This is a genomic window from Nocardioides sp. P4_G10, from assembly GCF_056401175.1.
The window spans coordinates 239,567-251,828 of record NZ_JBFUJV010000003.1 but is presented as its reverse complement, the minus strand read 5'-3'; the positions used below and the strand labels follow the sequence as shown (position 1 = coordinate 251,828).

Below are 12,262 nucleotides of genomic sequence, written 5' to 3'. Positions count from 1 at the left end.
AGTAGTGGACACGTCTCGCGCCCCAGAGAGTCCTGCCCGAACGCACACGCTCGAGCACACTGCCAACTACCCTCGGTGCATGGACGAGGAGATTGTCATCGGGCGCCTCAGGTCCGTGCCAGCTCGGGAAGTGTGGCGTCACGAGGCCCTCGACTTCACTCCGTGGCTGCTGGACAACGCCGATGTCCTGTCAGAGGTGATCGGACTCGACCTGGAACTCGACACCGCCGAGCACGCGGTGGGCGATTTCAGTCTCGACCTCATCGGGCGCGACCGCATCTCTGGCGACCTCGTGATCGTTGAGAACCAACTTGAGCAAAGCGATCACACCCATCTTGGCCAGATCATGACCTACGCCGGTGGCACAGACGCGGCTCATATCGTCTGGGTCGCACCGTCCTTCCGGCCAGAGCACCGTCGTGCTTTGGAGTGGCTCAACGAGCGGACCGACGCAACAACTCGCTTCTTCGCTGTCGAGGTGAAGGCTGTGCGCATCGGGGACTCCCCCTACGCGCCACTGCTCTCCCTTGCCGTGCAGCCCAACGATTGGGGCAAGCAAGTCCGCACGAAGGCAGTCCAGCAGTCTGGCGCCACGTGGTCGTCGTCCGACCTCATGCCGGCGGTTCGGGCGGAGACGACGCCTCAGGTTGCCGACGCGATCGCCGCGTTGCTAACTGCGCACGAGGCCCTGGGGCCGGGCGCGGGGTTCTACTACGGCACTGCCCGTTCTCCGTCGGTCACAGCCACCATGGCTACCGGTCCCGTTCGGGCCCAGCCTTGGAGCGTGTTCACGCACCTTGGCGTGGTGTGGACCCTCAACCTTGACTGGATCCACAAGCAAGGACGTGTGCTCTCAGCGGACTTCATGGAATCGCTTGCTTCCGAGCTTGGCGACCTCCCTGGTCTCGCAGAAGCCTTTGCCGCCGGGCGAGAGGTCCAGTGGAGGAAGCGGCCGTCCGTCGCTGCCGAGCCTCTGTTCTCCCACCCCGATGCAGTGGATCGGATATCCGCAGCCATGGCCCGCGTGTTTGAAGAGATCGGCGTCACGGCTGATGCAGCACCGCCGAGTTCGGCGGCAGCATTCGACTGGTCCCGGCTTCACGCTTACATGGCATCGATACCCGAAGGCCGCTGGACAACGTACGGCGTCCTGGCCCAACTCGTTGGCACCGCGGCGCAGCCCCTCGGCCAACACATCACGAGATGCTTGGAGTGCCGACACGCTCATCGTGTGCTGTCCGAAAAGGGTGTCGTTTCAGCCGGATTCACGTGGTCCGATCCGGCTGATCCCCGTGACCCAGCCCAGACGCTGATTGACGAGGGCGTAGAAATGACTGGGGGTCGCGCGAGCTTGGCCCAACGCATCGACGCCACAGAGCTTGCCGCCCTCGCTCGGACCGCTGACTAGCGCGTTGCCACCCTTGCCCGTGCGCCCGCGTCCACTAATTGCGCCCGCATCGGCGCTGTCGACCCCACCTTGAACCGAACGCGGCGGTATTGGCTAAGGCCAACGGTCATCGATTCGTGCCGCAGACTCAGGCAGCGAGTACGTACGCTCGGTGCATGCCGTTGGCTTCAAGCGCGCACAACCAGATGGTGTCGGAGTTGGTGCCTTCGCTCTCGAGGAGCTTGTCCGGCCAGTTCAACGTGTTCCGGGTAATGCACCACGGCACGCACGAGAAGCAGCTGTCTAACGTTTTCGCCTGGCTCCTGCGGGCGGATGCCACCCACGAGCTGGGCGAAGCGTTCCAGCGGCTGTTCGTCGCCCAAGTGAACTTGGGTCTATCTGCCGAGTCGCAGCTTCCGACATCCGGGTACGGGGTCGTCCAAGAGGTCGATACCTCGGGACACGAAGCGCTCGGCAGAGACATCGCCGACATCGTGCTCACCAGCCCTGGAGCGAGTGTCGTAGTGGAGAACTTCGAGTCGTCAGACGGTCATGGCCACGACTACAACGGCTACCTCGCCTACGGCGCCACGGGCGGCAAGCAGAGCGTGGTCGTGCTGCTCTGTGCGAGGCGTGAGAGCCACCGCCAGACCAAGGGATGGGAGGCGGCCGTCGTTGTGACTTACCCCGAGTTGCTGAGGCGCCTCAAGGCGCACGTCGATGGCGACGCGGCTTGGCGGCGGGCGCACCCGCAGCAGAACTACTTCGTCAACGAACTGTTCCACCACTTCTTGGAGGGTCCTCCGGCCATGAGCACTGCGGATCGACTGGAGTTCATCAAGACCATGTGCGAGACCGGAGAATCGGCGCGCTATGGGCACCGGCCGCAGGCGGTGTCGGCGCAGGAGTTCGCAGACCTGATGGCGCAGCATGCCAGGCGTCAGTTCGAAGAGGGCCGTGAGACGCTTGCCGAGGTCAAGAGGACGCTTAGGCGGTACGCAGACCACGTGCTGATCGGCCAGGTCAATGGCGCCCTCCAGAACGGGCACATCGCTTCGGCGCGGACGCGGTTCGTCGGGCAATGGGAGTGGTGCGTGGAGTTCCAGCGGACGGACTCGCAGCGCACAATTTTCCTCGAGTTCGGTCCGACGGCGGTCGTGGAGAACCAACGCGCGCCCGACCCGCTGCCTGCCCCCGACTACGCCAAGGTCTTTCTGACTCACCAGTCAGCCGGTAGCGACGGCATCGACCGGCTCGTCCAGACCGGTGTCGGGCTAGACGAGATCCTGGCAGGCCTGAGTATTGAGGACACGCGGTTGCGCGATGGCGTCCTCGCGTTATCCGACGGAATTCGACGTGTCGCCCGCTCCGACTGAGGCTGTGCGCGCCGCTCAAAGCCGGATCGACGTCCGCAGCAGCAGTCATCGACCCGTGGGCGACGGGCAACGCGGCGCCATGACATACGTGCTTGAGTATCAAGCACAACGGTGGTCGGCCTGAGCACCTTCCGTCATCTCACTGCAATTGGGTCGAGGCACGAGACTCTGGGACACAGGAGCGGGGATCACTACGTGTCAGGGTACAACCAAGGGCTTCGAGACGGACTTCGCGAGGCTGTCTGACTTCGGCTTGACCGCACGCACCTTGTACGAAGGTCCCGACGTGCTGACCTTGAACGACGCCCGTCCCTGTCGGTCCGTGAGGTTCTTGGCCCCGGTGAGGTTCGCCCAGCTTCCCCGCACACGTTTCTGGAGCCTGACGGTGGTGAACTCAGTTGGGTAGTAGCCGTTCGGACGCTCGTCTTTCACCGTGACCTTGACTGTGTAGCTACTTGTCCCTCGCTTGCCGGTCGCCGTGGTCTTGGACTTAGCCTGACGCATCTCGAAGGTGACCCGAGGAAGGGTGAATGGCACGTCGGTTTGGTTGGTCTCGTAATCGGACCACTCTCCTGACCCGGTGATCGTGTACGTGCCCGGCATCTCCGAGCCGCAGAAGAAGGACGCGATGGTGCCCGACGTTGGGTCAAAGCTCGAAGCGAAGAAGGCGCCTCCTTCGATTGTCCCGTCCGGCGCCGTTATGTCGACCGACAGTCTCCAATGGTCTACGTCCGGCGTGACCGCGACGGCGTAGGTGCCGACCGCGACGTCGCGGCAGTCGTTGTAGAGCACACCTTCAGTAGTCGCGGTGAACGAGCCCGTCACACCTGCGTAGGCCGGAGGCGACCCGAGTCCAGCAGCCATCAGCAAAGCCGCCACAAACGCGAGACTCTTTGTCTTCATACTGCAACTCCTGCGGAACGTCTGCGGCACCGATCTCGACTCGCTCGATTCCGCTCCGGATGCCCACTACAACCCTCCTGAGTTTCAACGTCAAGACCAGGTGCGACCCGAGTGGGCGCGGGCCTGTCAACTGCGGTTGTTCCCGGGGTCATTTCCTCGGGTCACTTTGTCTCGAGGCGTCGGCGTCCGAGGGCCGACCTAGGAACATCACGAGGCCCGCCGTGGTGCCCACGCGGCGGAGTGACGATCCTTTTGGCCTCTACCGCGTGGCTCGCCTAGGGGTGGTCGTGCCCGATGGCTGAGCAGTACGGTCGTCAAATGGGCACTCGCGCGGCTCCGCAGGACAGGCTTACGCGTGTGCCTTTGTGGTCGTGGGTCGTCATCATCGCCCTCCTCGGCGCCATCGTCGCCGTCGGAGGCACGGTTGCGGCCTCGCACACCTCGACCGCTTGGGCAGGCATGTGGTCGGAGGTGGCCAAGGCTGGCGTCCAGATCGCGTTAGTCGGCGTAGCTGTAGGTGCTCTCACCGCCGTTTGGGACGCCATCAAAGCGCGCCGCGAGGCCGAAGCGGAACAGGCGGAAAAGCGTCAGGAGGCCGAAGCTGCCGTCCTGGAGAAGGTTCGCGAAACCGAAGCGGCCAAGAAGGACAAGATTCGTACCGAGTTCGCGGAGCTCATCGATCTCTATAACGGCGTCAAGTCGGTACGTCGCGCGCTGCGCAGCCTGGGTCTCGATGCGAAGCTCCATATCGACAGGGATACCTACAAGGACAAGGCCAACAACTACTTCTCCGCCGACGATGGCGCTGAGGAGCTAAAGGCAGTGGGCATGGCCATTGAGCTCACTCGGGAGCAGGCCGACGGCTTCCGGGAACAGATGCGTAAGTTGAACGAGCTCCAACTCGGCTATGAGGCGAAGAAGCGGCAGTTCAGGCAGGCCGACCTCCTGGGTGAGGACCGTGCCGCGGTCGCCGACGGGCTGGCTTCGATCGAGCACTACCTCAATCGTCTCGTCGGGCTTTGGGAGGAGCACGGCTGGAAGATCCAGGAAGGGACCAGCCTTCACGAGGTCTCACCTGCGCTGCAGCCGCTGTTTCGCGTGGAGAAGTTCCGAGCGTCCGTCAGCAGTCCCATGAGGCGCATCACAGCGACGATCAACGGCCACCTCTTTGGCGCTCCCGCCAGAGAAGTACCGACCGCAGCCACCTCACAACCCATCGCAGTCGGATCCCGGTGGGTGATTCAGGCTGAATCACGACAGCGGCGGGAGGAGCGAAAGGCACTCGCCACGCACGACGGGAGAACAGGGCGATGACCGGGGCGAGCCCGGACGGTCAGGCGTCGACCTGCCAAGCGGTGGTCGGAGCCCCCTGAGTAAGCATCCACCGCTGTCGCACCGCCTCGATTTGAGCAGGCTCATCGGCTGCGTACCCCGGCTGGCGCGATAGCCCATTACCTGGTGATGAAGGCTACGCACCGCAAACGGCACGCCCTGCGTAGACCGGGACGGTACGCGGAATAGTGACCGGGGCGCCGGCGCACGATAGCGGCGAGGTGGGACACGCCCAATGGGTGCGGGCGGTCAGAGCCGCGACATGAACCGCTCGGCATCGACGACGACCCGCGTGATCTCGCCGGCGGCGAGGACCTTGCCGCTGGTGGTGTCACGGGCGCTGACGGTGAACCGGTGGAGGCGGCCGTCCTCGTAGGCGCTGGACGCGCTGACCTCGACTTCGGCGCCCACCGGGCTGGCGGCGAGGTGTTCGACCTGCACCCGGGTACCAACGCTGGTCGAGCCCTCGGGCAGTGTCGGTTCGAGGCTGGCGCAGGTGGCGGCCTCGAGCCAGGCGAGGAGGCGGGGCGTGCCGAGCACCGGTAGGGAGCCGCTGCCCACGGCCGCGGCGGTGTCGTCGTCGGTGACGGTGTAGGCCAGCGTGGCGGGCTCGAGCTGCGGCATGGGTGGGCCTTCCGGAGTTTTCCTGCGTCGATGGGGCAACCTGAGGGTCGAGGACACGTCTACCAGACATGAGCACGAGGTCGATCGGGATGGCTGGCACAGAGCCGGTGGTGGACATCACTGAGCTGTACGCCGCCCACCGCCTGTCGCTCGTCCGGCTGGCGATCCTCCTCGTGGACGACTTCGCATCCGCCGAGGACGTGGTGCAGGACGCGTTCGCGGCTCTCGCCCGCCGACCTGACGCGGTCAAGGATCCCACCAAGGCCCTGGCCTACCTGCGCGTCTCGGTCGTCAACACCGCCCGCTCGGCCCTGCGCCGGCGGCGTACAGCCCGGGCGTACTCGCCACCCCACGACCTGTCGCCACCCTCGCCCGAGGACACCGCGGTGCTGGCGGAGGAGCACCGGGAGGTCATCGAGGCGCTGCACCAGCTCGCGCCGAGGCAGCGCGAGGTACTGGTGCTCCGCTACTGGTCGAACCTGAGCGAGGCCGAGATCGCCCGGACGCTGGACATCAGCCAGGGGACCGTGAAGTCGACGGCCAGCCGTGGGCTGGTCGCTCTCGAGAAGGCAATGGCGAAGAACCCGCAGACGAGCTCGGGGAAGGAGGAGCGATGAGCACCACGGACATGCCGCCCGAGCTGGCGGACATCGAGGCGCGGCTCCGCACCGCGCTCACCGCTCGCGCCGAGCAGGTGCAGCCCGAGGACCTGGCGCAGCTCGCGACCGTCGTGCCCCTGCGACCGCGCTGGCAGTCGCCCTGGGTGCTGCTCGCGACGGCGGCCGCGGTGCTGCTGGTGATCGGCGTGGTCTTCCAGGGCATGGGTGGCAACCCGAGGTCCGACCGGATCGCTCCCCAGCCCGACGCCCCGACGATCGACCTGCCGGCCGACATCGGCCGCGACTGGGACCCCGACGACCTCTCGAAGCCCGCTCGTCTCGACCTCGACGGCGACGGCACGAAGGAGAGGGTCGAGTTCCTCGCCGAGCCGGCCGAGGAGCACGACGGCCGCACCCGCGTGCAGACGACGCTCAGCAGCACGGGGGAGGAGGCTTTCGGCCTGGTCGAGCTCGGCACGACCATCGGCGTGGGTGCGCTCGACCCGATCGACGCGGACAGCGACGGCGACCAGGAGCTGGTGCTCTACACCACCGATGTCGACGGCGGGCCGGGCGCACCCTTCGAGCCGGTCGTCCTCGACCTGCGCGACGGGCTGCTGGTCCGGGCCGTGCCCGAGGACCCGGAGCTGCTCGCGAGCGGCGACGTCGTGGTCCCCGGATCCGAGACGCAGCATTACGACCGGGTGCACGTCCAGACGTTCCGGGTCGAGGGCGCGACGCTCGTGTCGACCCGGTCGGTGAACGCGTTCGCCCGTTCCGCCGGCAGCATGACCATGCTCGTGCCCGAGACCTACGTGATGGACACCTACGAGTGGACGCTCGACGACCAGGGTGTCCTGCGGGCGGGGGAGCAGGGCTGCCTCGTGCAGGTGCCGGAGGGCACCAGGCCATGCGACGCCGACAGCGCCGACGACCTGCCGTACGTGGCGACCGAGTCCACGGACACCATCGGCGTCGGGGAGCAGGTCGCGCTCGAGGACGGCGGGCTCGGCTACCGCGCGCGGGTCGAGGACGACGGCGGTCCGAACCTGGTGATCGACGGTCCGGGGGCCGACGGCTCGAGCTACGCGCTCAACGCGCCCGAGCCCCGGGTGCACGTGGTGAGCCCGGCCTCCCTGGTCGGCTTCGATGCTGCGTCGGCGTACGTCACCTCGGCGACGGATCCCGGTGTGGTCGAGATCGTCGCCCAGACCGCCGACCAGGCGGGTCTGGTCGGCCTGCGGGCAGTGGGCGAGGTCCCTCTCGGCACCGGCACCGACGCCGACGGTCGCGACTACCGCACGTGGCTCACCGAGAACGGGTCCGTCGTGACGATGGTGGCGGGCGGCGACGGCTCCTGGGAGTCGTGGCAGTGGGTGCGCGACAGGCAGACCGACATCGCCGCGCTGCCGACGGGCACCGTCTGCTTCGACGACGTCACCGACCCCGCGAGCCTCAGGCGCTGCTGAAGGACTTGGCGAAGGCGAGCAGGTCGACCCCGGGCACCGGCGACCAGTCGCGGCCGGGGTCACGGGTGTAGCCGAGGCGTCCGTAGACCATGTGCGCGGCGGCCATCGTGGCGAGCGACGACAGCGCCATCCCGGTGGCCCCGTGCTCCCGGGCCCGCTCCTCGCACAGCCGGGCGAGGGCGGTGCCCGCACCCGAGCCCTGGGCCGCCGGGTCGACCGCGAGCATCCGGAACTCGCCCTCGTCGTCCCGTCCGATCTCGCGCCACGGTGAGCCGGGCGGGCAGTAGGTGACGACGCCGACGACCCGGTCGTCGACCACGGCCACCCACACCTCGGCCTGCGCGTCACGGGTCGCGACGTCGTGCAGCCGCTCGCGGTAGTCGTCCTCCGCGCCGGTCAGGAGCGGGTCGTACGCCGCCACGCACACGTCGCCGGCGGCGTCGTGCTCCCCGGGCCGGATCCGACGGATCTCCACGACCGAGGACCTCAGATGCCGAAGGTGGTGCGCGGGTAGGCCGCCTCGACGTCGGTGATCACGTTGACGAGGTAGGGCACGCCGGAGGCGTAGGCCCGGTCGAGGGCGGGCCCGATCTGCTTCGGGTCGGTCACGGTCTCGCCCGCGCCGCCGAGCGCCTTGACCACGTCGTCGTACGGCGTGCGCTGGGCGAGGTCGGCGACGACGTCGTAGCCGTAGAGCATCTGCATCGGGCCCTTCTCCAGGCCCCAGGCGGAGTTGTTGCCCATCACCATGACCACCGGCAGGTCGTGGCGCACCAGCGTGTCGACGTCCATCAGCGAGAAGCCGGCGGCGCCGTCGCCGAGGAGGAGCGTGACCTGGGCGCTCGGCCGCGCGATGCGGGCCGCGATCGCCGCGCCGAGGCCGGCGCCGAGGCAGCCGTAGGGGCCGGGGTCGAGCCAGCCGCCGGGCCGCTTCGGCTCGACGTACTTGCCGGCGAACGAGACGAAGTCGCCGCCGTCGCCGATCACGACCGAGTCGTCCTCGAGGCGGGGGACCAGCTCGCCGTAGATGCGGGCGGGGTGGATCGGGTCGGCCTCGGCGGTGAGGAGCTGCGCATCCCGCTCCGCGGCGGCCCTCACCTGGTCGCGCAGCTGGTCGGCCCACGCCTGCCAGTCGGGCTTGTCGCCGCCCTCGATCGCCTTCTGCAGGCCGTCGAGGACCGTGGTGAGGTCGCCCGCGACGGACGCGGCGAGCTCGGCGTGGCCGGAGACCTGGCCGGGGGAGTCGGCGATGTGGACGACCCGGGCGAACTCGCCCGTCGGATTCTTGTCCGGGCCGCCGAAGGCGCCGTAGCCGAGGCGGAAGTCGAGGGGGGTGCCGACGACGACCACCAGGTCCGCCCCGGACAGGGCCGCACCGCGGGCCTTGGTGACCAGCGAGCGGTGCCCGCCGGGGATGACGCCGCGGCCCATGCCGTTGGTGAGTGTCGGGATGCCGAGGTCCTCGACGAAGCGCAGCGCGGCCGCCTCCGCGTGGTCGGCCCACACGTCGGTGCCGAGGATCAGGACGGGACGCTGCGCCCGCGCGAGCAGGCCGGCGATGGTGGCGATGGCATCGCCGTCGGGCTCGATGCGCGTGCCCTCGCCCGAACCGACCGTGCCGGACGCGGAGTTGAAGAACTCATCCATCGGCACGTCGACGAAGACCGGACCGCGGTGGCTCGAGCGGGCCAGGGTGAAGGCCTCGTCGACGCCGGCCGCGACGTCGCCCGCGGTCATGATGGTCCGCGCCGCCTTCGCGACCGGAGCGATGATCGGCGGCTGGTCGAGCTCCTGCAGCGAGCCGGTGCCCCAGCGGTTCTGCGGGGCGCGGCCGCCGACCACGACCATCGGGGAGCCGGCGAACTGGGCCTGCGCGATCGCGCTGATGCCGTTGGTGACGCCGGGACCGGCGGTGAGGACGGCGAGGCCGGGGACGCGGGTGAGCTTGCCGGTCGCCTCGGCGGCGAAGGCGGCGGTCTGCTCGTGGCGCACGTCGAGCAGCCGCATCTGCGGGTCGTTGCCATCCCCGTTGATCCGTACGGCGCCGTCGTACATCGGGAAGACGTGGGCTCCGGAGAGGGTGAACATCGTGTCCACGCCGTGGGCGCGGGCGACGTGCACGGCCAGCTCGCCGCTGTGTCCTGTGATCTCGCTCATGTCCCGCAGGTTAGCGGGTGTCTACTCGCAGGTAGGGGGCGTTGGTCATCCGCAGCGCCTCGATCACGACGAGGAGCAGGTCGGGCCGCACGGCGGGCGGCTGGTGACCCAGCGAGAGGTGCAGGAAGAGCGCGCGGAGGAACGCCTGCGGCGCCGCGGTCAGGGCGTAGGGGTCGTGGTCGACCGGCCCGCGGTAGGGGTTGGCCGCGGCCCCGATGCGGTGCACCCACGGCTCGAGGGCGTCGACGCCGAGCGTGTTGCGCCGCAGGACCTGCATCACCGCAGCGGCGAGGCGGTCCGGCTCCCCGGAGGCCAGGGGAGCGTCGGCAGGCTGGTCGAGGAGGCGCTCGGCCACGATGTCGAGGAGCACCGTGTGCTCCGGCCCCGCGAGGTGGGGCGACTCCGCGAGCGCGCCCAGGGTGTCGGCGCCGTGGGCGACCGTGTGCGCCCACCCCTTCTCCGGGACGTAGCCGCGGGTGTCGCGCTCGGTGAGGAACCAGGTCATCGCCCGGTCGCCCCACTCGAGGATCTTCGCGCCCGGCAGCAGGTGTCGCTGGTTGTCACGCTCGATGCACGCGCCCAGGATCAGGGCGCTGAAGCTGCGCCGGAAGACGCTGTCGGTCCCGTCCTCGCCGACTCCGACCGAGAGCCCGGCGACCATGCCGTCACCGAGCCCGGCGAGCAGGTCGTCGTAGACGCCGTTGGCGATCCAGGTGGCGAGGGCGGGGAAGGCGGTGCCGTCGCGGACCTCTGGCCGGGTGGATCCGAGCATCGCGGTGAGCTCGGCCGTCAGCTCGTCGAGAGGGCGGTCCGAGGGGACCTCGAACCCGGCCTTCTGCACCCGTTCCCAGTAGCCGATCGACATGCGCCCCATCCTGCCAGCCCCCTCGGACGTCGTCCCAGTCCGGCCTCGGGGTGGCCCTAGGCTGGCCGGGTGCCCTCACTCCACGAGCTCGTGCGAGCCCACACCGACCTCGTCGAGGACGACGTCGCCTGGCTCCAGCTGCTCATGGCGGACTGGCAGATCCTCGCCGACCTGTCCTTCGCCGACCTCGTGCTGTGGCTCCCGGACCGGGAGGGCAGGGGCTACTGGGCGGGCGGCCAGATGCGCCCCACGACCGGCCCGACGGCGCTGGTGGACGACGTCCTGGGGACCTTCATCCCGACCGGTCGCCGCCGGATGCTCGACGAGGCCTTCACGACGGGGCGCCTGGTCCGCGAGGGCGACCCGGAGTGGCGGGACGACGTGCCGGTGCGGGTGGAGGTCATCCCCGTGCGCCGGGCCGGCCGGGTGATCGCCACGATCGGTCGCAACACCAACCTGCTCGGCGTACGCACGCCCAGCCGGCTCGAGCTCAGCTACCTCCAGACGGCCGCCGACCTGACGCAGATGATCGCCGCGGGGCACTTCCCGCTCAGCGACCAGCGCAGCGACCACGCCGACTCACCACGGGTGGGGGACGGGTTCGTCCGTCTCGACCCCGCCGGCCGGGTCGTCTACGCCAGTCCCAACGGCCTGTCGGCCTACCGCCGGCTCGGGCTGCAGGGGGACCTCGCCGGCCTGGTCCTCACCGACCTGACGCGTGAGCTGGTGCCGGCTCGCAGGCGACCCGACGAGGAGACGCTGAGCGCCGTGCTGGGCGGCCGCGACGGGCGCGCGACCGAGGTCGGCACCGACGAGGTCACCCTCATCGTGCGCAGCATCCCGCTGCGTCCGCAGGGGGAGCGCAGCGGGGCGTTGCTGCTCGTGCGTGACGTCACCGAGCTGCGCAGCCGTGACCGCGAGCTGGTCACCAAGGACGTGACCATCCGCGAGATCCACCACCGGGTGAAGAACAACCTGCAGACCGTCGCGGCGCTGCTGCGCCTGCAGGCGCGTCGTACGGACGCCGAGGACGCCAAGGCGGCCCTCGAGGAGGCCGTGCGCCGGGTGGGCTCGATCGCGATCGTGCACGAGACGCTGAGCCACGCGGTGGAGGAGACCGTCGACTTCGACGAGATCGCCGACCGGCTCGGCTCCATGGTCGTGGACGTCAGCGGGGTGGAGGTGCCGGTGCGCGTCGTGCGGGAGGGCTCCTTCGGCAAGCTGCCCTCGGAGGCGGCCACGCCGCTCGCGATGGTGCTGACCGAGCTGCTGCAGAACGCCGTCGAGCACGGCTACTCCGACCAGGAGGTCGCGACGATGGAGCGCTCGGGCCGCGTGGTGATCACCGCTCGCCGCATCGTGGGTCGGCTGCACGTCGTGGTGGAGGACGACGGTCGAGGCCTGCCCGACGACTTCGACCTCGACTCGTCGACCCAGCTGGGGCTGTCGATCGTGCGCACGCTGGTGGAGTCCGAGCTGGGCGGCGTGCTGGAGATCGGCCCCGGGAGCCGTGGCACGCGGGTGCAGGCGGACCTGCCGGCCGACTGAGG

11 protein-coding genes are annotated in these 12,262 nt (G+C 69.1%); 6 read left to right on the top strand and 5 right to left on the bottom strand.

What is annotated here, in order from left to right:
- Positions 1-79 precede the first annotated feature (79 nt).
- Together AC1DP1_RS06730 and AC1DP1_RS06725 are read left to right on the top strand one after the other, a co-directional pair.
- Positions 80-1,408: an MGMT family protein gene (locus AC1DP1_RS06730; RefSeq protein ID WP_477506204.1), complete on the top strand. Its 1,329-nt coding sequence runs from the start codon at positions 80-82 to the stop codon at positions 1,406-1,408.
- 155 nt (positions 1,409-1,563) lie between these two features.
- On the top strand, positions 1,564-2,763 hold the full coding sequence (locus AC1DP1_RS06725) for a PDDEXK-like family protein (RefSeq protein ID WP_477506203.1): 1,200 nt from the start codon (positions 1,564-1,566) through the stop codon (positions 2,761-2,763).
- Positions 2,764-2,961: 198 nt separating this feature from the next.
- On the opposite strand, the gene AC1DP1_RS06720 is transcribed toward AC1DP1_RS06725, so the two are convergent.
- Complete coding sequence (locus tag AC1DP1_RS06720) at positions 2,962-3,666, bottom strand: hypothetical protein (protein ID WP_477506202.1); 705 nt, start codon at positions 3,664-3,666, stop codon at positions 2,962-2,964.
- A gap of 318 nt (positions 3,667-3,984) precedes the next feature.
- Here AC1DP1_RS06720 and AC1DP1_RS06715 point away from each other — a divergent pair, with 318 nt between their 5' ends.
- Positions 3,985-4,980: a hypothetical protein gene (locus AC1DP1_RS06715; protein WP_477506201.1), complete on the top strand. Its 996-nt coding sequence runs from the start codon at positions 3,985-3,987 to the stop codon at positions 4,978-4,980.
- Between the two features lie 267 nt (positions 4,981-5,247).
- On the opposite strand, the gene AC1DP1_RS06710 is transcribed toward AC1DP1_RS06715, so the two are convergent.
- On the bottom strand, positions 5,248-5,622 hold the full coding sequence (locus AC1DP1_RS06710; protein WP_477506200.1) for a thioesterase family protein: 375 nt from the start codon (positions 5,620-5,622) through the stop codon (positions 5,248-5,250).
- A gap of 110 nt (positions 5,623-5,732) precedes the next feature.
- Here AC1DP1_RS06710 and AC1DP1_RS06705 point away from each other — a divergent pair, with 110 nt between their 5' ends.
- On the top strand, positions 5,733-6,239 hold the full coding sequence (locus AC1DP1_RS06705) for a SigE family RNA polymerase sigma factor (protein WP_477506199.1): 507 nt from the start codon (positions 5,733-5,735) through the stop codon (positions 6,237-6,239).
- Positions 6,236-7,690, top strand: coding sequence for a hypothetical protein (locus AC1DP1_RS06700; protein WP_477506198.1), 1,455 nt, complete (start codon positions 6,236-6,238; stop codon positions 7,688-7,690). The genes AC1DP1_RS06705 and AC1DP1_RS06700 overlap by 4 nt, the downstream gene beginning before the upstream one ends.
- Here AC1DP1_RS06700 and AC1DP1_RS06695 read toward each other — a convergent pair.
- The 3 genes from AC1DP1_RS06695 to AC1DP1_RS06685 are packed head-to-tail and all read right to left on the bottom strand — an operon-like array spanning position 7,677 to position 10,712.
- Positions 7,677-8,165: a GNAT family N-acetyltransferase gene (locus tag AC1DP1_RS06695; protein ID WP_477506197.1), complete on the bottom strand. Its 489-nt coding sequence runs from the start codon at positions 8,163-8,165 to the stop codon at positions 7,677-7,679. The two genes, AC1DP1_RS06700 and AC1DP1_RS06695, sit on opposite strands and share 14 nt — an antisense overlap.
- A gap of 11 nt (positions 8,166-8,176) precedes the next feature.
- On the bottom strand, positions 8,177-9,847 hold the full coding sequence (locus AC1DP1_RS06690) for an acetolactate synthase (protein WP_477506196.1): 1,671 nt from the start codon (positions 9,845-9,847) through the stop codon (positions 8,177-8,179).
- Between the two features lie 10 nt (positions 9,848-9,857).
- Complete coding sequence (locus tag AC1DP1_RS06685; RefSeq protein ID WP_477506195.1) at positions 9,858-10,712, bottom strand: DUF2785 domain-containing protein; 855 nt, start codon at positions 10,710-10,712, stop codon at positions 9,858-9,860.
- Between the two features lie 69 nt (positions 10,713-10,781).
- Between AC1DP1_RS06685 and AC1DP1_RS06680 the strand changes: the two genes are divergently transcribed.
- Entirely contained in the window at positions 10,782-12,260 is a 1,479-nt protein-coding gene (locus tag AC1DP1_RS06680; RefSeq protein WP_477506194.1) for a sensor histidine kinase, read from the top strand.
- Positions 12,261-12,262 lie beyond the last annotated feature (2 nt).